The 18,348-nt window shown below is 60.3% G+C and carries 20 protein-coding genes; 7 read left to right on the top strand and 13 right to left on the bottom strand.

Annotated features, from left to right (window positions below; genetic code table 11):
* The first annotated feature begins 19 nt into the window (after positions 1 to 19).
* From hisH to hisF, 3 genes are read left to right on the top strand one after another with little or no spacing between them, the layout of a single operon-like run.
* Entirely contained in the window at positions 20 to 658 is a 639-nt protein-coding gene (gene hisH, locus MSNKSG1_RS11300) for an imidazole glycerol phosphate synthase subunit HisH (protein ID WP_008939405.1), read from the top strand.
* 37 nt (positions 659 to 695) lie between these two features.
* Entirely contained in the window at positions 696 to 1,433 is a 738-nt protein-coding gene (gene hisA, locus MSNKSG1_RS11295) for a 1-(5-phosphoribosyl)-5-[(5-phosphoribosylamino)methylideneamino]imidazole-4-carboxamide isomerase (protein ID WP_008939404.1), read from the top strand.
* A gap of 10 nt (positions 1,434 to 1,443) precedes the next feature.
* The gene (gene hisF, locus MSNKSG1_RS11290) at positions 1,444 to 2,217 is read left to right on the top strand and encodes an imidazole glycerol phosphate synthase subunit HisF (RefSeq protein WP_008939403.1); all 774 of its coding nucleotides are present in this window, start codon (positions 1,444 to 1,446) and stop codon (positions 2,215 to 2,217) included.
* 52 nt (positions 2,218 to 2,269) lie between these two features.
* Here hisF and MSNKSG1_RS11285 read toward each other — a convergent pair whose 3' ends face one another.
* The 4 genes from MSNKSG1_RS11285 to gpmI form a co-directional block, all read right to left on the bottom strand.
* Positions 2,270 to 3,085, bottom strand: a complete 816-nt coding sequence (locus MSNKSG1_RS11285) for a divergent polysaccharide deacetylase family protein (protein WP_008939402.1) — start codon at positions 3,083 to 3,085, stop codon at positions 2,270 to 2,272.
* Positions 3,082 to 4,491: a S41 family peptidase gene (locus MSNKSG1_RS11280; protein ID WP_040886862.1), complete on the bottom strand. Its 1,410-nt coding sequence runs from the start codon at positions 4,489 to 4,491 to the stop codon at positions 3,082 to 3,084. Before MSNKSG1_RS11280 ends, MSNKSG1_RS11285 begins: the two co-directional genes overlap by 4 nt.
* A 102-nt stretch (positions 4,492 to 4,593) precedes the next feature.
* Positions 4,594 to 5,733 carry a murein hydrolase activator EnvC family protein gene (locus MSNKSG1_RS11275; RefSeq protein WP_008939400.1) on the bottom strand — a complete coding sequence of 380 codons (1,140 nt, stop codon included), beginning with the start codon at positions 5,731 to 5,733 and terminating at the stop codon, positions 4,594 to 4,596.
* A gap of 16 nt (positions 5,734 to 5,749) precedes the next feature.
* The gene (gpmI, locus tag MSNKSG1_RS11270) at positions 5,750 to 7,297 is read right to left on the bottom strand and encodes a 2,3-bisphosphoglycerate-independent phosphoglycerate mutase (RefSeq protein WP_008939399.1); all 1,548 of its coding nucleotides are present in this window, start codon (positions 7,295 to 7,297) and stop codon (positions 5,750 to 5,752) included.
* Positions 7,298 to 7,445: 148 nt separating this feature from the next.
* On the opposite strand from gpmI, the gene MSNKSG1_RS11265 reads away from it, so the two are divergent.
* The gene (locus MSNKSG1_RS11265; RefSeq protein ID WP_008939398.1) at positions 7,446 to 7,862 is read left to right on the top strand and encodes a rhodanese-like domain-containing protein; all 417 of its coding nucleotides are present in this window, start codon (positions 7,446 to 7,448) and stop codon (positions 7,860 to 7,862) included.
* 138 nt (positions 7,863 to 8,000) lie between these two features.
* Positions 8,001 to 8,501 (top strand): protein-export chaperone SecB, encoded by a 501-nt coding sequence (gene secB, locus MSNKSG1_RS11260; protein ID WP_008939397.1) that lies wholly within the window; start codon positions 8,001 to 8,003, stop codon positions 8,499 to 8,501.
* A gap of 63 nt (positions 8,502 to 8,564) precedes the next feature.
* Here secB and trmL read toward each other — a convergent pair whose 3' ends face one another.
* From trmL to traF, 5 genes are all read right to left on the bottom strand, one after another.
* Entirely contained in the window at positions 8,565 to 9,029 is a 465-nt protein-coding gene (gene trmL / locus MSNKSG1_RS11255) for a tRNA (uridine(34)/cytosine(34)/5-carboxymethylaminomethyluridine(34)-2'-O)-methyltransferase TrmL (protein WP_008939396.1), read from the bottom strand.
* Between the two features lie 4 nt (positions 9,030 to 9,033).
* Positions 9,034 to 10,212 carry an acetyl-CoA C-acetyltransferase gene (locus MSNKSG1_RS11250; protein WP_008939395.1) on the bottom strand — a complete coding sequence of 393 codons (1,179 nt, stop codon included), beginning with the start codon at positions 10,210 to 10,212 and terminating at the stop codon, positions 9,034 to 9,036.
* Between the two features lie 109 nt (positions 10,213 to 10,321).
* Positions 10,322 to 11,068: a pteridine reductase gene (locus MSNKSG1_RS11245; protein ID WP_008939394.1), complete on the bottom strand. Its 747-nt coding sequence runs from the start codon at positions 11,066 to 11,068 to the stop codon at positions 10,322 to 10,324.
* Between the two features lie 8 nt (positions 11,069 to 11,076).
* Positions 11,077 to 12,201 carry a polynucleotide adenylyltransferase/metal dependent phosphohydrolase gene (locus MSNKSG1_RS11240; protein WP_008939393.1) on the bottom strand — a complete coding sequence of 375 codons (1,125 nt, stop codon included), beginning with the start codon at positions 12,199 to 12,201 and terminating at the stop codon, positions 11,077 to 11,079.
* 124 nt (positions 12,202 to 12,325) lie between these two features.
* Complete coding sequence (gene traF / locus MSNKSG1_RS11235) at positions 12,326 to 13,630, bottom strand: conjugal transfer protein TraF (RefSeq protein ID WP_008939392.1); 1,305 nt, start codon at positions 13,628 to 13,630, stop codon at positions 12,326 to 12,328.
* 254 nt (positions 13,631 to 13,884) lie between these two features.
* Here traF and MSNKSG1_RS11230 point away from each other — a divergent pair, with 254 nt between their 5' ends.
* On the top strand, positions 13,885 to 14,430 hold the full coding sequence (locus MSNKSG1_RS11230; RefSeq protein WP_008939391.1) for an LPP20 family lipoprotein: 546 nt from the start codon (positions 13,885 to 13,887) through the stop codon (positions 14,428 to 14,430).
* 2 nt (positions 14,431 to 14,432) lie between these two features.
* Positions 14,433 to 15,683, top strand: a complete 1,251-nt coding sequence (locus MSNKSG1_RS11225; protein ID WP_008939390.1) for a flagellar assembly protein T N-terminal domain-containing protein — start codon at positions 14,433 to 14,435, stop codon at positions 15,681 to 15,683.
* A 3-nt stretch (positions 15,684 to 15,686) separates the two neighbouring features.
* Here MSNKSG1_RS11225 and MSNKSG1_RS11220 read toward each other — a convergent pair whose 3' ends face one another.
* Genes MSNKSG1_RS11220 through MSNKSG1_RS11205 form a run of 4 tightly spaced genes read right to left on the bottom strand, consistent with a single transcriptional unit; the run spans position 15,687 to position 18,345 of the window.
* Positions 15,687 to 16,145 carry a SufE family protein gene (locus MSNKSG1_RS11220; protein WP_008939389.1) on the bottom strand — a complete coding sequence of 153 codons (459 nt, stop codon included), beginning with the start codon at positions 16,143 to 16,145 and terminating at the stop codon, positions 15,687 to 15,689.
* Positions 16,145 to 16,687, bottom strand: a complete 543-nt coding sequence (sufT, locus tag MSNKSG1_RS11215; protein ID WP_008939388.1) for a putative Fe-S cluster assembly protein SufT — start codon at positions 16,685 to 16,687, stop codon at positions 16,145 to 16,147. The genes MSNKSG1_RS11220 and sufT overlap by 1 nt, the downstream gene beginning before the upstream one ends.
* Before the next feature lie 31 nt (positions 16,688 to 16,718).
* On the bottom strand, positions 16,719 to 17,078 hold the full coding sequence (locus MSNKSG1_RS11210; RefSeq protein WP_008939387.1) for a HesB/IscA family protein: 360 nt from the start codon (positions 17,076 to 17,078) through the stop codon (positions 16,719 to 16,721).
* Positions 17,079 to 17,091: 13 nt separating this feature from the next.
* The gene (locus tag MSNKSG1_RS11205) at positions 17,092 to 18,345 is read right to left on the bottom strand and encodes an aminotransferase class V-fold PLP-dependent enzyme (protein WP_008939386.1); all 1,254 of its coding nucleotides are present in this window, start codon (positions 18,343 to 18,345) and stop codon (positions 17,092 to 17,094) included.
* Between the last annotated feature and the right edge of the window lie 3 nt (positions 18,346 to 18,348).

Below are 18,348 nucleotides of genomic sequence, written 5' to 3'. Positions count from 1 at the left end.
TCAGGAATCAGACAACACCATGAAAACCTTCGCCATTATCGACTACGGTATGGGTAACCTTCATTCCGCACGCAAGGCCGTGGAGCACGTGGCTCCGGAGGTCACCGTACTGGTGACCGATAACGCCAGCCAGATTCGCGAGGCGGATCATGTGATCCTGCCCGGCGTTGGCGCGATCCGCGACTGCATGGCGGAAATCCGCCGGCTGGGCGTGGATTCTCTCGTGCGCGAAGTCTCCCGGGATCGCCCGTTTCTCGGTATCTGCGTGGGCATGCAGGCGTTGATGTCCCGCAGCGAGGAAAACGGCGGCGTGGATTGCATCGACCTTTTCCCGTCCGAAGTGCGCTATTTTGGCGACAACCTCCAGGAAAATGGTGAACGTCTGAAGGTTCCGCACATGGGCTGGAATGAGGTGTTCCAGACCGTGGAGCACCCGCTCTGGCACAACATCCCGGACGGTGATCGCTTCTACTTCGTTCACAGCTACTACGCCGAGGCCGAGGGTAACGCTGAGATGGCCGGTCGCACTCATTATGGTGTGGACGTGGCGGCGGCCGTAGCCCGCGATAACATCTTCGCTGTGCAGTTCCACCCGGAAAAGAGTGCCCGGGCGGGTCTGCAGCTCCTGAAAAACTTTGTTGACTGGTCCGGCAAGTAACGCCGGCCATCAGACTCAATTACACGGACATTGCTCTATGCTGATTATCCCTGCCATTGACCTCAAAGACGGCAAATGTGTACGCCTGCGCCAGGGCCGGATGGACGACTCCACCGTCTTTGGTGACGACCCGGTCGATATGGCGACCCGCTGGGTGGATGCGGGGGCCCGTCGTCTGCATCTGGTGGATCTGAACGGCGCTTTTGCCGGCGAGCCGGTCAACGGAGAGATCGTCCAGGCAATCGCCAGAAAATACCCGGATCTGCCGATCCAGATTGGCGGTGGTATCCGGTCCGCAGAAACCATCGAAGCCTACCTCAAGGCTGGCGTTCAGTGGGTTATCATCGGTACCAAGGCTGTCAAGGAGCCGGAGTTTGTCACGGAGATGTGCAAACGTTTCCCCGGACATATCATCGTTGGCCTGGATGCGAAGGATGGTCGTGTCGCCACTGACGGCTGGGCGGAAGTGTCCGAGGTCATGGCCGTCGACCTGGCGAAGCGATTTGCCAACGACGGCGTGGAGGCCATCGTCTACACCGACATCAGCCGCGACGGCATGATGCAGGGCGTGAATGTGGAGGCCACGGCAAAACTGGCAGAAGAGGGCGGTATACCGGTGATTGCCTCCGGTGGCGTGACCAACATGGACGATCTCACGCGTCTGGCCGAGGTGGCAGACAAGGGTATCCTGGGAGCGATTACCGGCCGCGCGATATACGAAGGCACGCTCGATGTGGCCGAGGCCCAGGCCTTCTGTGACAGCCTGAACGGTTGAGGTAGTTGGTATGGCACTGGCAAAACGCATTATTCCCTGCCTGGATGTGGACAAGGGTCGCGTCGTCAAAGGCGTGAATTTCGTGGATATCCGGGATGCCGGTGATCCGGTGGAGGTGGCTCGCCGCTACAACGAGCAGGGCGCCGACGAAATCACCTTTCTGGACATCACGGCCAGCCACGAGAGTCGCGATACCACCTACGAAACCGTAGAGCGTATGGCGGCTGAGGTCTTCATCCCGCTTACCGTCGGCGGCGGTGTCCGCACTGTCGAGGATATCCGGAAACTGCTGAATGCCGGTGCCGACAAGGTATCCATCAATACGGCGGCGGTGTTCAATCCGGAATTTGTGAAAGAAGCTGCCGATCGCTTCGGAAGCCAGTGTATCGTTGTGGCCATTGATGCCAAGAAGGTGAGCGCGGAGGGTGAAGAACCCCGGTGGGAAATCTTTACCCATGGCGGTCGCAAGCCGACGGGGCTGGACGCCGTTGAGTGGGCCCGCAAGATGGTAAAGATGGGCGCCGGTGAACTGCTGCTGACCAGTATGGACCGGGACGGAACCAAGGTCGGTTTCGATCTGGGGCTGACCCGGGCGATCAGCGATGCGGTTGCGGTGCCGGTGATCGCTTCGGGCGGCGTTGGTGAGCTGCAACACCTGGCGGACGGTGTGACCAAAGGTGGCGCCGATGCGATGCTGGCGGCTTCGATTTTTCACTTCGGCCAGCATACGATCCCGGAAGCCAAGGCCTTCATGAAGGCTCAGGGAATCGAAGTCCGGGACTGACAAAAAAGGGTCAGATGAAACTTTCATCTGACCCAGATCTAACCTGCTTTATTCAGGGGCGCTTGGCGTAGGTGGGCCGGATCGCCTGTTTCTCGCCTTTCGCGAACATCGGGCGATTGCCATTGCGCATGGCCCAGAGGCCACTCACCGTCGCAATTGCTATTCCCTGCTTGTCCAGCTCCGGAAGGTGCTTCGCAAGGTAATCAACGGTTACCTTGTGTGGATGGCCGATAGCTACAGCACTGCCGTTCTCCCGCGCCCGTTTGATCAGAAGCTTGAACTGCTTGTCCACGTACGCCTCGGTCTGCTGGTGATCCAGGAACACGTCCCGGGATAGCGTGGGGATGCGGTAAGCCTCGGCAACCTTGCCGGCGACGGTTGAGGCAATGGTTCGGCTGTCCACGAAATAGACCGGGTATTTCTCAAGCTCCTTCATCACCCAATCCATCGGCTTCAACTCCTGGGTCAGCAGGCTGCCCATGTGATTGTTGACGCCGGATACGAACGGGATGGCTTGTAAGGATCGTCTCAGCGTATGGGCGATGGCCTGCTCGTCCATATCGGGGGTGAGGCCACCCTGGCCAAGACCATAGTGATGGGTATTGGCCATGGGTGAATGCAGCATGATTTCTTTCTGATGCTGGTGCGCCAGCGTCGCCAGCCGGACCGTATAGGGGCGGTAGGGCAGGAAGGACAGCGTGAGAGGCTGATCCATGTTCGCCAGCCGTTCACCCTGTTCAAGGTCGTGGCCCATGTCATCGATGATGATCGCGATGGTGGGCGGGAAGCCTGAGCGGGGGCCGGCAGCAAAGGCGTTCGCTGCGATCAGGCAGGCGAACGCAACCAGAATGGGTCGCAGACGCCTCACTCGCCGGCTCCGGTCATCTCGCGGGTGCTTTTCTTGCCCAGGATATGGAGCCCCTTGAGCAGGTTCAGGGCGGAGCGGAGCTGATAATCCCTTGCCGCCAGATTGCCGGCGCTGTCTTCGCCCTGATCGGTAGCGTTGTTATTGCCGTCGCCTTCGTTCTGGCCTTTGAGATGCCCGCTCAGGTCTGCTTCGGTAAAGAAGGGCTTGCTGTCCAGCTCTTTCAGCTCGGCTGGACGAACCACAATGTCCGGCGTAATGCCGGTTGCCTGGATGGACCGGCCGCTCGGTGTGTAATAGCGGGCGGTGGTCATCTTGATGGCGTGGTTTTCATCAAGGGGAATCACGGTCTGCACGCTGCCTTTGCCAAAGGACTGGGTACCCATGATCACGGCCCGCTCCTGGTCCTGCAGGGCGCCGGCCAGGATTTCCGACGCCGAGGCGGAACCGCCGTTGATCAATACCACCACCGGCGTGCCTTCGATCTCATCGCCCGGCGATGCGCTGAAGCGCAGCCGCGAGCTCTGGATCCGGCCCTCGGTGTAAACGATCAGGCCATCATCAAGCAGCGCGTCGGCGGTGGCGACGGCCGCCTGCAGCACACCGCCGGGATTGTTCCGGAGGTCGATGACCAGGCCGTCGAGATCGCCGCCATGCTCCTTCTTCAGCGCCTTCAGTGCGTCAGAGAACTGGGTGCCGGTGTCGGCCTGGAACTGGGTGATCCGGACATAGCCATATCCGTTCTCCAGGATGCGCTTCTTCACGCTGGTGACCTTGATCACGTCTCGCTTGACGTCAATCTCGATCGGCGCGCTTTCGCCTTCACGCATGATGGTCAGGGTAAGAACGGTGCCCGGTTTTCCGCGCATCAGTTTGACGGCTTCTTCCAGGGACATGCCCTTGACCGGTTTCTCGTCCAGTTTGATGATCAGGTCACCCGCCTGCACGCCCGCTTTCTGGGCGGGAGTATCGTCAATCGGTGAGATCACTTTTACAAAGCCGTTCTCCATGCCGACCTCGATGCCAAGGCCGCCGAACTCGCCGGAGGTGCTTTCCTCGAGTTCTTCGTAATCTTTCGGGGCGAGGTAGGTGGAGTGGGGGTCGAGGTCCGAGAGCATGCCCTTGATGGCGCTCTCCAGCAGTTTCTGATCGGAGACTTCCTCGACGTAGGCGTCCTTGATTCGGGCGAATACCTCGGTAAATTTCCGCAGGTCATCCAGGGGGAGCTGTTTCTCCGGATCCGGCAGGGTGATTTCCACCTGGCCGTTATTCTGAAGGCCCTTGAGTAATTTCTCGGTCTCGCTGTTCTGATCCTGACCAAGAGCCAGTCCGGGAACGGTGATGAAACAGGTGACAAGGAGGATGGCTCTCAATGGTCGTGATGAAAGAATACTTCTGTCCCGTTTCATTAATAGATCCCGTTTTGTTTCCACTAGTTGGACGGATTTTTCCGGATTCACGACAGTATGGCGTCAGTGGGCCCGTTTGTCAGCCCTCCGGATGACTGTTCGTTATTTTGCCAGCCAGCGCCGGGGGTTGTCGGGTTTTCCGTTGTGGCGGATCTCGAAATAGAGTTCCGGTGTGTCGGCACCCCCGGTGCGACCCGCCAGGGCAATGGTTTCTCCGGCCGCCACCCAGTCCCCGGGGCTGGTGAAGAGGCTGCTGCTGTGCCCATAGAGCGTCATGTATCCGTCGCCATGGTCGATGATGGTGAGCAGTCCGAAGCCCCGCAGCCAGTTGGCAAACACCACTCGTCCGTAGTGGACCGCCTTGATCGGTGCTTCCGCCTTGGTTCCGATCAACAGGCCATTTCGCCGGAGTTTGCCGTCGGCGTAATGATCGCCAAAGCCACTGATGACCTTGCCGTTTGCCGGCCATGGGAGTTTGCGGCGAAGTGACTTGAACGGTTGGGACTCGTTCGGGGAAGGGATGCTGGCGATGGCCTGCTGCACCTCATTGAGCAGGCGCTCCAGGCGTTTACGATCGGCTTCGAGGTCTTCCCGTTCACTGCGCTTGGTCCGGATGTCTGCTTTCAGTGCCGCCAGGGTCTGCTCCCGTTCCTTGCGGGAGCCGGCTAGCTGTTTCTGCCTCTCGGCGAGTTGCTGCTCGGTCTGCTTCAGCTGATCCTGCGTGGCACGGGCCTGGTCTTCCGTACGCTTCAGGGCCTGCAGGTTGTCGTGGAAGGTTTCGAGCTGGGCGACGGTATCCCGGCTGAGATACTCGTAATAGGTCATCGTCCGGGCAATCCGGTCGGGGTCGATTTCGTTCAGCAGTACCTTGACCGCCGGTGCATCGCCTTCCATCCAGGCGGCGCGGATCTGACGTTTCAGGCTTTCCCGCTGCCGGTCCAGCGTGCGTGTCAGTTCGGCCTCTTCTTCCGAAAGCTGTTTGAGTCGTTGCTGCTGTTGCTCAAGCTTCTGGCGCAGATCCCGGCGTTCGCGGGTCAGTGTGCTGATGCGGCGTTCCGTTGCTGCCAGCTGTTGTTCGAGGTCGGAGCGGTCGTCCTCGGCGTCGGCCAGCCAGTCGTCGATGTCCTTGATGCGATCTTTCAAGGCCTCGACCTGGGCCGGGGTGACGTCCGGTTGGGCGGTCACGGGCGCTGCCCACACCACGAGGGTGAGGCACAGCGCCAGGAGGTGGAGTCGTTTCAAAACCCGGGAACTTTGTTCAGTCGAGTTCTACCAGGCTGTGCCCGGTCATCTCGCTGGGTTGCTCCAGGCCCATCAGGGTCAGCAACGAGGGAGCTACGTCGCTCAGGCTGCCGTCGTCCCGAAGATGAACCGGGCGATGGCCGGTGTAGACCAGAGGAACCGGGCCGATGGTGTGGGAGGTGTGCACCTGCCCGGAACCGGGATCGGTCATCTGTTCGCAGTTGCCGTGGTCGGCGGTGATCAGGGCTTCGCCGCCAACCTCGTCCAGGGCCTCGACCACCCGTTTTACACAGGTATCCAGGCACTCTGCCGCCTTGATGGCCGCGTCCAGTTTTCCGGTGTGGCCTACCATGTCGCCGTTGGCGTAGTTGCACACCACAAGGTCGTACTTGCCGCTCTTGATCGCTTCGACGAGTTTGTCGGTTACTTCCGGTGCGCTCATTTCTGGTTGCAGATCGTAGGTTGCCACCCTGGGTGAGGGAACCAGTATGCGCTCCTCTCCCTCAAACGGTGTTTCCAGGCCGCCATTGAAAAAGAAGGTGACGTGGGCGTACTTTTCGGTTTCGGCAATCCTGAGCTGGGTTTTGCCCAGTTTGGAGACGTATTCGCCCAGTCCGTTGGACAGTTGCTCCGGCGGGTAGGCGCAGGCGGTTTTGATGTCCGCGGCATACTCGGTAAGCATGACGAATTCCGCCAGTTCCGGATGCCGGCGGCGTTCAAAGCCGTCAAAAGTTTTTTCCACGAAGGTGCGGGTCATTTCCCGTGCCCGGTCGGCACGGAAATTCATGAACAGTACCGTGTCCCCGTCCCGGATCAGGCCGTCGGCTTCGCCCGGCGCCTGGATATGGGTGGCCTTTACGAACTCGTCGTTTTCGCCCCGTTCGTAGGCCTGTTCCAGCGCGCTGATCGGATCTTCGGCGGTGAACTCGGTATCGCCGAGTGTCATGGCGTTGTAGGCAGACTCGATCCGGTCCCAGCGATTATCCCGGTCCATCGCAAAATACCGGCCGACGATGGTGGCGACCCGTCCTACCCCCAGGCCTTTCAGCCTGGCGGCGGCTTTTTCCAGGGAGGGTTTGGCGCTCCGCGGCGGCATGTCACGCCCGTCCAGGAAGGCATGGACGTAGACTTCCTTTGCGCCCCGGTTTGCTGCCATCTCTGCTGCAGCCAGAATGTGGTCCTCGTGACTGTGCACGCCACCCGGGGACAGCAGGCCCATCAGATGCACGGCCCGGCCGCTTGCAACCGCCTTGTCAATGGCACTACAGAGTACCGGGTTCTCCTGGAAGTGGCCGTCCTCGAGATCCTTGTCGATTCGGGTCAGGCTCTGATAAACCACCCGGCCCGCACCCAGGTTCATGTGGCCGACCTCGGAGTTGCCCATTTGTCCCTGCGGGAGCCCTACAAACATGCCGGATGTGTTGATCAGCGTTCTCGGCTGGTTGGCCCAGAGCTGGTCCCAGAAAGGTGTGTTGGCCTTGCTGATGGCGTTGTCATCTGCCGGGTCTCGGTAGCCCCAGCCGTCGAGGATAATCAGTGCCGTCGGCTTGCGGTTTGCAGTCATGTTTGTGTCCGGAAGGAAAATGTCAGTCAATTTGCGAAAAACGAAATGAGAGTGTCTCTATTTTCGCATTTTCTCGCCACTTTCGTCACCTTCTGTCGGACAGGCGGGGTGTGTATAATCCGGCCAAACCAATTTTCAGGGTAATTTCATGGACCGCTTGTTTGAATTCGTTGTTAACCACTACATCCTGGCATCGCTGTTCGTCGCTTTTCTCCTGGCAATCTTTGCGCTTGAGACGCGTCGTGGCGGCTCGAAGGTTTCGGCCCAGGCAGCGGTAAACCTGATCAACAGGGACGAGGCGGTGGTGGTGGATATCCGGGATCGCAAGGATTTCGGGACCGGTCGTATTACCGGCTCCGTCAATATCCCGCTGAACAGCCTCAAGAGCCGGGCCAGCGAACTGAACCGTTTCAAGGAGAAGCAGATCATCATCGCGGACAAGATGGGCCAGCATTCGTCCATGGCGGTCAAGCAGCTGAATGCCGAAGGATTCAGCAACGTGGTGCGGCTCAGCGGTGGCATCAGCGAGTGGAAAGACGCCAACTTGCCGCTGGTCAAGAAGTGAGGCCGGCTCGGTCTTGATCTCCGGGCGGTTCTGCCGCACTGTTTCACATTAGCCGGCGTAGGCACGCAGTAGACTGTTCCGGCAGCTACCCGATAACAACGGGCTCCGAGCCCAGGAATGAAACCTAAAGGACCGAACATGGCTGAGAATCAGCAAGCCGCAGGCAATGACAACCAGAACCAACCCCAGTTTGCCCTTCAGCGCATCTACGTGAAGGACCTGTCTTTCGAATCGCCGAACTCTCCGCTGGTGTTTCAGGAGCAGTGGCAGCCGCAGGTCAACCTGGATCTGAACACGTCCCACGAGAAGGTCAGCGACAACCAGTACGAAGTCGTGCTGTCCCTGACGGTCACCACCAAGATTGGCGACAAGGTGGCGTACATCGTCGAGATCCAGCAGGCCGGTGTGTTCCTGGTTCATGGTATTGAAGGTCCTCAGCTTGGCCAGATGCTGGGTGCCTACTGCCCGACCATCCTGTTCCCCTACGCCCGCGAGTCCATCGATAACGTCGTCAACAAGGGCAGCTTCCCGGCTCTCATGCTGGCGCCGGTCAATTTCGATGCGATCTACGCCCAGGCGCTCCAGCGTAAACAGCAGGAAGCCGAAGGCGGTGCCGAAGAAGAGTCGAAGACGCACTGATCACGCCTCGAAGGACATAAAAAAACCGGCCAAGGCCGGTTTTTTTTATGTCTGCAACCAGGGTTACACAGCCCCGTCAAAGCCCAGCTGGCGCCAGGCTTCATACACCACCAGAGCTACCGTGTTGGAGAGGTTCAGGCTGCGGCTCTCCGGTCGCATGGGAACTCTCAGCCGGTGACCGGCCGGTAAACTCTCACGGACTTCTTGCGGGAGGCCACGGGTTTCCGGCCCGAACATCAGATAGTCCCCATCCTCGAAGCTGGCCTGGTGGTAGTGGCCGCTTCCCTTGGTGGTCAGGCCAAAGAGCCGTGCCGGCTGTTCGCTCGCAAGAAATCCGGCATAGTCCTTGTGGACCTTGACGGTGGCGTATTCGCTGTAATCCAGGCCGGCCCGGCGCATCTGCTTGTCTTCCAGGGTGAAACCCAGGGGCTCAATCAGGTGCAGCTGACAACCCGTATTGGCACAGAGCCGGATGATATTGCCGGTGTTCGGCGGTATCTCCGGCTCATAGAGCACCACATGCAGCACGGTGTCAGCGTTCTACGGCGAGGGCGACGCCCATGCCGCCGCCAATGCACAGTGTGGCCAGGCCCTTGTGCGCATCCCGACGAATCATTTCATGAAGCAGGGTCACCAGAATGCGGCACCCGGATGCGCCGATGGGGTGGCCCAGGGCAATGGCGCCACCGTTGACGTTGACCTTGTCGGTATCCCATTTCAGGTCACGGTTGACAGAGATGGCCTGCGCCGCGAACGCTTCATTGGCCTCGATCAGGTCCAGGTCATCGACTGTCCAGCCTGCTCGCGCCAGGCAGCGCTGGCTGGCGGGAATTGGTCCGGTCCCCATGATGGTCGGATCCACCCCGGCGTTGGCGTGGGCCTTGATGGTAGCCAGCGGTGTCAGCCCCAGTTCTCTGGCCTTTTCGGCGCTGCACACCAGAACCGCCGCAGCGCCATCGTTCAGGGAGGAGGCATTGCCGGCGGTGACCGTTCCATCCTTCTTGAAGGCGGGGCGGAGTTTGGCCAGGCCGTCGCCGGTGACACCATCCCGGGGCCCTTCGTCTTTGTTGACGATCAGCGGGTCGCCCTTGCGCTGGGGAATGCTGACCGGAACGATCTGGCCATCAAAGTAACCGGCCTGCTGGGCGGCCACCGCTTTCTGCTGTGAGGACGCGGCAAAAGCATCCTGCTCTTCACGGCTGATACCGTATTTGTCCACGATGTTTTCGGCGGTAATGCCCATGTGGTAGTCGTTGAACGCGTCCCACAGGCCGTCCTTGATCATGGTATCGATCATGGTCCAGTTGCCCATGCGCTGGCCGTTGCGGCTGTTGGGGAGTACGTGCGGCGCCTGGCTCATGCTCTCCTGGCCACCGGCCACCATGAGCTCCGCATCACCGCACTGGATCGCCTGCACAGCCATGTGCACAGCCTTCAGACCGGAGCCGCAAACCTTGTTGATGGTCATGGCCGGTACCGAGGCCGGGATGCCGGCGTGGATGGCCGCCTGGCGCGCCGGGTTCTGCCCGCAGCCAGCCGTCAACACCTGGCCCAGAACCACTTCGTTGATCTGATCGGCCGCGACACCGGTCTCTTCCAGCAGCGCCTTGATGACGGCGCTGCCAAGCTGGTCCGCGGGCAGGCTGGATAGCGCTCCGCCGAAGGTTCCGATGGCAGTCCGCTTGGCGGCAACAATGACGACATCACGCATGACGATTCTCCGGTATCTGGTGGCACGAGCCCTCGGCATCGCACCTTGGGGAATGGAAAACTGCCGGGCATTGTATCCGGAAAGCCGTGACCGACCCAAACGGGGCCGGTCACATGTTCAGGCTGCGCCCGCCATCCACGGAGATGATCTGACCCGTTACGAACGGTGCGTCACACATCAGGAACACGATGGTACCGGCGATATCGTCCGGATTGCCGGTGGTCGCCAGGGGCGTCTTCTCCACGATCGCTTTCTGGTAGCTGCGATCAATGGCGCCATCGTTTTCAGGCCAGAGGATGGCGCCGGGGGAGACACCGTTAACCCGCACGTCCGGCGCGAGGTCCTTGGCCCAGGAGCGGGTCATGGCTGCGAGGCCGGCTTTGCTGGCGCAATAGAGCGGGTGGTTGCTCAGGGGCTTTTCGCTGTAGATATCGATCAGGTTCACCACGCTGCCATGGCTTTTACGCAGGGCGGTCAGGCAGGTCTGCAGCAGGAAGAAAGGCGCCCTGAGGTTGGTGTTCATGATCCGGTCCCAGTCCTCGTGCATGGCCTCACCGTTTGGCGTCGGATAGAACACCGAGGCATTGTTCACCAGCCCGTCCAGACGACCCCAGTGGGCGAGTGCCTCTTTGCCGAGGCGATGCACGTCGTCCAGGCGGGTCAGGTCGCCCTGAAGGCAGATGGCGGACCCCGGCCGGTCTTCGTTGAGCTTTTCCGTGAGCGCCTGCGCCTGGGTCTGCCGGGACCGGTAGTGAATAATCAGGTTCCAACCGCGGTCATGCAGCATTTCGGCGGTACGGGCGCCCAATCGGTGGGCCGAACCGGTAACCAGTGCAACAGGTGCGTTGGCAGTCATGGGTATCCTCAGTCGTTGGTGTCAGACAATGCCTGTTGTATACGAGTCAATCGTTCCTCCCGGATTGCACGCCCCAGCGCCTTACCGCTGAACCCTCTTGCCATCAGTGCTTTCGGGTTTACGCCGGTCGCACCTTCGGCGGCCTTTTCAAGAACCTTGAGGAATGCCCGTTCCGGTTCGGGCAGTGCGCAGCCAAGCACCTCCATCAGCGCCTGGAATCGCTCCGGTCGCCGCCAGAAATCAGCCGTATCGAGCAGCTCAAGGAGGCGGTTGGCCGGTAACCGGTCCATTGAGCATAAGTCAGTCACCACGGCTTTGAAATGGGCAGTGAGCCCGGCGAGAGACCGGCAGTCGTTGGGTGCCTTCAGAGCAGACGCCCGCTGGCGGGCCGTCTTTTCGTCCAGTACCGAGAACAGCGCTGCGACGCGTTGGTCCGTGTTGGAGGTCGAGCGATTGACGCAGCGTAAGGCTTCAAGGGCCTTCTCAAGCACCTCCGGAGCTGAGAGTTCCGGAATCAGCACGGCCAGTGCATCGCACGCCTGGAGAACCTCGAAAAAAGTGCCGGGTTCGCGTTCATGGAGCGCCCGCTGGATTTCCTGCCAGACCCGTTCCGGCACCAGGTGGTCCACCTCGCCGTCAGCCACCATTTGCCTCATCAGGGTCATGGTGTCGTCGCATACCCTGAAACCGCGGGGGCTGAGCCGTGCGGCAAAGCGGGCTGTCCGGAGGATGCGCAGAGGGTCCTCGGAAAAGGCGGGGGAAACGTGCCGGAGGGTGTGGCTGAGCAGGTCCCGGTAACCATCGAACGGGTCAACCAGCTCGCCGTCCTCGGATCGGGCCATGGCATTGATGGTGAGGTCCCTCCGTTTGAGATCCTCTACCAGGGTGACATCCGGAGCGCTGTAGACCGAAAATCCGTGATAGCCGCGCCCCTGCTTGCGCTCGGTTCGGGCGAGAGCATATTCCTCGCGGGTTTCCGGATGCAGGAACACCGGGAAATCTGCCCCGACCTGTTTGAATCCCTTTGCCAGCATCTCCTCGGGCGTGGCGCCCACAACGACCCAGTCCCGATCCTTGACCTCCAGGCCAAGCAGTTCGTCGCGGACAGCGCCGCCGACCAGGTAGGTTTGCATGAAAGGTCTCCGCCGGTAGGTGTTGAATACATAAGGATTATCCGGCGCGGGGCCAGAGTTCGCAAACCCGGGCATAAAAAAAACCCGCCGGTTTCCGGGCGGGCTTTCGCTCAGGCGGTGGTGCTTAGAAGGATGTTCCCAGTTCCAGGGCGGCGCCAACGTCGGCTTTGCTATAGAGGCCGGCGAGATCCAGGCGTACCCCCATCAGGTTCAGACCGAAACCGGCCGTGAACTGGGTCTTTTCTTCAATGCCATCGTTGTTGTCGTTGCTGGCCAGGTTCTGGCGTACACCAAAACGCAGCTGGGCATAGCGCCAGGCATCCAGTTCGGCGCCGAGAGCGAGCCACTGGGTATCGTCTTCAAAGCCGAAAGCCTTGTTCTTGGTCAGATCCAGCTCGGCGGTGAGCACATGGAAGTCGCCGGTATGGGCGATCCCCGCCGTGACGGTTGGGTTCAATTCGAGAGTGCGCACCTTCTCGCCAAGGTCGGGGCGGCTGGCGGCGGAGTCCAGTTCCATGGGGATCAGGTTCCTGGCAACGACGCCGAGGTTCCACTGCTGGCTTTCACCAAAGGTGTAGGCGGTGCCCAGATCCAGGTTGAAGCCGCTTTTGTCGGTGGTGTTGTTGTCACTGTCGAAGTTGTTGTCTTCAAACCCTGACACGGTCTCGGTGTACTGGAAGGTCTTCAGCTGAACGTATTTGGGGGAGACACCCACCTGCAGGTTGGCTCCGTTCTGAAGTTCGAATTGCCGCGCGAACGACAGGCCAACTTCAGCCTTGGCGGCGGCCAGTACCTTGCCCTTTGAGGTGAGGTTCAGATTGCCGTTGGAGTCGGTTGCGGCGTCGATCGCCGTCTGCGCATCCGCGGCGCTGGAAGCGTTGGCGATATCATCCAGCAGGGTACGATCCTGACCGGAGAGCTCGCCCTCGATGGTCGTTACCAGGGTGGCATTGGTAAAGGCCCCCACGGCCAGGGCCTGGCTCGGCGCGCTCAGGGCCAGGCCCAGGCCCAGGTTGGCGCGCATCTTGTCCTGGTCAAAAGCCACCAGCCGGTCCCGAAGGTCTGCTGCCGTGCTCTTGATATTATCCGGATTGTCGGTGGCCGGATTGAACGCGGCGACCTGTTGATCGAACCGGTCAATGACGCTCTGGATGTCGTCGACCTGATCGACCACCTTCTGTTCGTCCGCCACTCTGGCATTGACCGACGGCAGAATGAGGCCGAAGTCGTCGGACCAGTCATTCTGGTTGGCGGCCATCATGGCCGGGTTGGCCGCGGCGGCCTCGGCGGGATGAGCCGTCGCCACGCCGGTGCCACCCATGGCAAAGGAGCGGGCGGACGAAAAGTTCTGGGGGCCGGCAAAGGCAGTGCTGGAGAAAATGGTCAGGCCAATGACCGCGGACAGCTTGGTCAGACGAAGGTGGTTCATATTTGAAACAGGCTCTTTTCTGTAATGGTTAAAATAAACATGACGTGGAAGACAGGTTAGAGCAGAAGCTGATCGAAACTCATGCCGCAAGCGGTAACGATTTGTTTTCGGTATGTAATTGGAGGCAGTATTTTGCCGCTTTGGCTTCCTGAATCAGGCCTGAAATGCCAGGAACGTCGGCATTTCAAGTGGTTGTCCGAGTTGGCGTGATTTTTTCATGGTCAGGCGAAAGATTGATTTTTCGGAGATTGGATATGACCTTGCGCCGGATTCCCGTTCTGCTGTTTGCGTTGGTTGTAGCGGCCTGCGCCCCGGTGGGCAGCTATCAGGAGAGTAATCGCGACGCGCGTCTCGACGAGAACCTGAAACCCATTGTGGTTCGCGTGAGCGGATTCGGAACCTACGAGGATGCCGGAAAGGATCGGCTGGACACCCGAAAGCGACTGCTGGCCCGCCGTGCATCGCAACTGGATGCCTACCGCAATCTGGCTGAGCGCGTATATGGCACGGTGATTTACGGGAGTTCCACGGTGAACGACTTCGTGCTGCATAACGACCGGTTCCGTACCTACGTCGACAGCTATATCCGGGGTGCCAAGATGGTTGCCGTCAACGAGCACAGTGATGGTGTTGTCGAAACCGTCATGGAACTGAAGCTCGAGCCCCGGTTCCGGGCCTGTGTTGCCGCCGTGGCAGACGACCAGGTGCGCGAACGGTGCCCGATCCCCATGCCGATGACCAACGATTCCGTGGGCGACGTTGAATCCCGGAATGTGGATTCGCTGTACTATCTGGAGTGACTATGAGCGTGGCTAATTTTCGCCGGTTGGCTTCGGCCGGGCACTCGGGACTGGCCGTACTGGCGATGCTGGTCTTTGTGCTGGTGGCGACGTTGGGCGCCAGGCCCGCAGGGGCGGTTGTCCTCGAGGGCGTTGGTCATGCCTCGATCATCAATGGTGATGTGGATGCCGCCCGGGAAAAGGCCAGGGAAGCGGCGCTCCGGGATCTGGCTTTGCAATACGAGGCCAGTGTCAGTACCCAGGACACCATGGAGAACGGTGTCATTACCCATTCGCGGATGGAGTTGGCCGCCAGTGCGCAGGCCAGGCAGGTTCGGATTGTCGACGAACAGCGTTCCGGCAATCTTTTGCGGGTAACGGTTCGCGCGGATGTGTCAGCACAGCAGTCCAGTTGCCAGGCCAGCGATGCGCTTCATCTGAGAAAGCGGGTTGCGATTGCCGGCTTCCCCATCCTCAGGCCGGACCAGGCGCGGGTAGGGCAGATCGGTGATGCCGGCGAAAACCTGCCGCAACAGATTCAGGCCCGGTTGCGCTCACGGGGTAATCTGCAGATCCTGTCTGCGGCAACTTCGAGCCTGTTTGGCGATGCCGTCAATGCGCCGACGGTTCAGCTGAACAACAACCAGCTAACCAACGTGCTTCGCCTGGCCCGCGAAATGGGGGCCCAGTTCGTGGTCACCGGTGTCATCCGCGATCTCGGCATTGCCGATCCGGCGGCCTGGAATACGTCCTTGTGGGCCGGTTTCAAACGCGGCATCGGCGCAACGGACCGCAGTCGCCGCTTTGCCGTGGATCTGATGGTCTTCGACGGGTTCAGCGGCTCACCGGTCTATCAGGAGCGGTTTTCCGCAACGGGCGACTGGGACGCCGAGCCGGGCAGTTCCGTCGGGTTCGGTTCGGCCGGCTTCCAGAAAACAGCCTATGGCCAGGCGGTTTCAGGGGCCGTCGACCGAATGGCGAGCGCTGTCGATGAGGCACTGGCCTGCCAGCCGTTCATGACCCGTATTGCCCGGGTGGACGGTCGCACTGTGACGCTGGATTCCGGCGCTACGGCAGGGCTTCGGCCCGGTGATGAATTGCACCTCTACCGCAGTGCCCGTCACTGGACCACGCTGGATGGTACGCCAGAGCTGACCGACGCGGGGCTGACCGTCACGTTGAACAATGTGCATCCGGACTTCAGTTCTGGCCGGATGCAACAGGACGGTCGCGAGGTGAATATCCAGAGGGACGATCTGGCGATCGTCTGGTAATGGTCAGGCCGCCTCGGCGGCCGCAATGTCCCGGATTTTACCGACCATGGCACGCAGGCCGTTGCCGCGTGTCGGAGAGATGTGCCGGAACAGGTCGAGGCGCTCGAACAACTCGTCGATGTCGGTCGTCAGCAGGTCACGGGGGCTTTTCCCGTTCAGGGCAACCAGAATAATAGCCGCCAGTCCGCGAACGATCATCGCATCCGAATCGATGAGCAGGTACAGCTTGCCACTGGCCTCATCGTAATGGTGGATCAGCCAAACCTGGCTCTGGCAGCCGTGGACATAGTTCTCTTCGATTCGGGCGTCATCCGGAAACGAAGGTAACTGCTTACCGAGGTCGATGATGTACGCGTAGCGTTCTTCCCAGTCGTCCAGGAACTCGAACGCGTCCATGACATCCTCGAGAGTGGTCTTGGTTCCGAGCGGGTTGTTCAGAAAGTCCTGTTCGCTTGCGGTCATTACAGCATTCCCAGTTCCAGCTTCGCTTCGTCGGTGAGCATGTCGTTGCTCCAGGGCGGATCGAAGGTCAGTTCAACGGTCACCTTGTCAACGTTGGGGACGTGTTCGAGTTTCCGCTTAACGTCGTCGGTGATGACCGGTCCCATTCCACAGCCTGCCGCCGTGAGGGTCATCAGGACGTGGATCTGGTTGCCTTCATCGGTGCCGTTTTCGATCCGGCACTCATAGATCAGTCCGAGGTCCACGACATTGACCGGGATTTCGGGATCGTAGCAGTTTCTCAGCGCCTCCCACACCTGATTCTCATTGACCGTACCATCGGCCGGGGTCTCAAAGCTGCTTTCCAGCGGCTTCTTGCCCAGCGCGTCGGCGTCGTGACCCTCGATCCGGGCCAGGTTGCCGTTCACCGCCACGGTAAAGGTACCGCCCAGTGCCTGGGTGATGGTCACGAAGGTGTCCGACGGAATCATGATCTCGGTTCCGGAGGGGACGAGGCGGGCTTCCACCTCTCGCTTGGTCAGGACCACTTCCCGTTCTTGCATGCCGACTCTGGCCTCGCTGTGTTCTGGTGTATCAGGCGACGGTGAAGCTCTCACCGCATCCGCATTCCGCGGTCGCATTCGGGTTCCGGAAGCGGAACAGGGAGTTCACGCCCTCGGTCACAAAATCGATTTCGATGCCGTTGACCATGGGCAGGTGGGCTTCCTTGACGAAGACATCCACCCCGTCGATGTGAAAGACGCGGTCGTCTTCCTCAACGGATTCCACCCATTGGGTTTCGTATTTGAAGCCGGAACAGCCGCTTTTCTTGATGGCCAGCCGAATACCCCTGGCTTCCGGCTTGCGCTCCAGTTGCTTTTTGACGTGTCGCACGGCCGTTGGTGTCATGGTCACGGACACTTCGTTGGTCGGGGTGAAGACTTCAGCTGTCATGATTCCACCTCCATCAGGCAAACAGGCGCTGGATTTTCTGTAGACCGGTAAACAGGCGGTCCACTTCCTCCAGCGTATTGTAAAACGCGAACGATGCCCGGGCGGTGCCAGGCACCCCGTAAAAATCCATCAGCGGCATGGCACAGTGATGGCCGGTCCGGATCGCAATGCCCTGCTGATCCAGCAGCGTGCCTATATCACTGGGGTGCAGCCCTTCGATTTTAAAGGACATGACCGGGACCTTCTCCCGTGCGGTGCCGATGATTTTCATGCCGGGAACCGAGTCGACCAGGTCATTGGCGCGCGCCAGCAGCGCACTTTCGGCGGCTTCTACCGCCACGCGATCCAGGCCATTGAGGTAATCCAGTGCTGCGCCGAGTCCCACCGCCTCTGCGATAGCGGGCGTACCGGCCTCGAATTTGTACGGCAGAACATTCCACGTGGTCCGCTCGAAGGAGACCCGTTCGATCATCTCGCCGCCACCCTGGTAAGGGGGCATTTCCTCGAGCAGCTGGGCCCTGCCATAGAGAACCCCGATGCCGGTGGGGCCAAAGACCTTGTGGGACGAAAACACATAGAAGTCACAGTCCAGTGCCCGAACGTCCGGCTGGAAGTGGGGGACGGCCTGCGCGCCATCGATCAGCGTCAGTATGCCCCGCTTCTTGGCCTCTTCAATCAGAGGTGCAACGGGGTTCACCGTTCCGAGTACATTGGATACGTGGGTCAGCGCCAGTACCCGGGTCCGACCGTTCAGCAGGCTGTGGAAGGAGTCGAGATCCAGCTCGCCGTCCGGAGTCACCTGGATCGGGAGTACCCTGGCGCCGGTCCGTTCCGCGATCATCTGCCAGGGAACGATATTGGCGTGATGCTCCATGTGGCTGACAAGGATCTCGTCGCCCGGTTTCAGCCGCGTCGCCAGCCCGTTGGCCACCAGGTTGATGGCTTCCGTGGTTCCGCGGGTCCAGATGATCTCGCGGGTACTCTCGGCATTCAGAAACCGGCGTACTGTCTCCCGCGCTCCTTCAAACGCCGCGGTTGCGCGGTCGCCCAGGGTATGGGCCCCTCGATGCACATTGGAATGCATTTCCCGGTAGTAGCGGTCCATGGCGTTCAGCACCGCCTCCGGCTTTTGCGCCGAGGCGCCATTGTCCAGATACACCAGTGGCTTCCCGTTCACCTGCTGTGACAGGATCGGGAAATCCCGGCGAATGGCTTCCACATCAAAGGTGGGGCGTCTGGCGGTGCTTGCCACAGACAGATCGGTCATAAC

It is taken from the genome of Marinobacter santoriniensis NKSG1 (assembly GCF_000347775.1).
In the GTDB taxonomy this organism is placed as follows: Bacteria; Pseudomonadota; Gammaproteobacteria; order Pseudomonadales; family Oleiphilaceae; genus Marinobacter; species Marinobacter santoriniensis.
Note: the sequence above shows the minus strand (reverse complement) of the source record. Positions and strands in the feature narration are given on the sequence as shown.

Excerpts from the sequence above, each read along its gene's own strand:
- hisH (WP_008939405.1), top strand. The coding sequence starts at position 20 with ATGAAAACCTTCGCCATTATCGACTACGGTATGGGTAACCTTCATTCC.
- hisA (WP_008939404.1), top strand. The coding sequence starts at position 696 with ATGCTGATTATCCCTGCCATTGACCTCAAAGACGGCAAATGTGTACGC.
- hisF (WP_008939403.1), top strand. The coding sequence starts at position 1,444 with ATGGCACTGGCAAAACGCATTATTCCCTGCCTGGATGTGGACAAGGGT.
- MSNKSG1_RS11280 (WP_040886862.1), bottom strand. The coding sequence starts at position 4,491 with ATGAAACGGGACAGAAGTATTCTTTCATCACGACCATTGAGAGCCATC.
- gpmI (WP_008939399.1), bottom strand. The coding sequence starts at position 7,297 with ATGACTGCAAACCGCAAGCCGACGGCACTGATTATCCTCGACGGCTGG.
- MSNKSG1_RS11265 (WP_008939398.1), top strand. The coding sequence starts at position 7,446 with ATGGACCGCTTGTTTGAATTCGTTGTTAACCACTACATCCTGGCATCG.
- secB (WP_008939397.1), top strand. The coding sequence starts at position 8,001 with ATGGCTGAGAATCAGCAAGCCGCAGGCAATGACAACCAGAACCAACCC.
- MSNKSG1_RS11250 (WP_008939395.1), bottom strand. The coding sequence starts at position 10,212 with ATGCGTGATGTCGTCATTGTTGCCGCCAAGCGGACTGCCATCGGAACC.
- MSNKSG1_RS11245 (WP_008939394.1), bottom strand. The coding sequence starts at position 11,068 with ATGACTGCCAACGCACCTGTTGCACTGGTTACCGGTTCGGCCCACCGA.
- MSNKSG1_RS11240 (WP_008939393.1), bottom strand. The coding sequence starts at position 12,201 with ATGCAAACCTACCTGGTCGGCGGCGCTGTCCGCGACGAACTGCTTGGC.
- traF (WP_008939392.1), bottom strand. The coding sequence starts at position 13,630 with ATGAACCACCTTCGTCTGACCAAGCTGTCCGCGGTCATTGGCCTGACC.
- MSNKSG1_RS11230 (WP_008939391.1), top strand. The coding sequence starts at position 13,885 with ATGACCTTGCGCCGGATTCCCGTTCTGCTGTTTGCGTTGGTTGTAGCG.
- MSNKSG1_RS11225 (WP_008939390.1), top strand. The coding sequence starts at position 14,433 with ATGAGCGTGGCTAATTTTCGCCGGTTGGCTTCGGCCGGGCACTCGGGA.
- MSNKSG1_RS11220 (WP_008939389.1), bottom strand. The coding sequence starts at position 16,145 with ATGACCGCAAGCGAACAGGACTTTCTGAACAACCCGCTCGGAACCAAG.
- sufT (WP_008939388.1), bottom strand. The coding sequence starts at position 16,687 with ATGCAAGAACGGGAAGTGGTCCTGACCAAGCGAGAGGTGGAAGCCCGC.
- MSNKSG1_RS11210 (WP_008939387.1), bottom strand. The coding sequence starts at position 17,078 with ATGACAGCTGAAGTCTTCACCCCGACCAACGAAGTGTCCGTGACCATG.
- MSNKSG1_RS11205 (WP_008939386.1), bottom strand. The coding sequence starts at position 18,345 with ATGACCGATCTGTCTGTGGCAAGCACCGCCAGACGCCCCACCTTTGAT.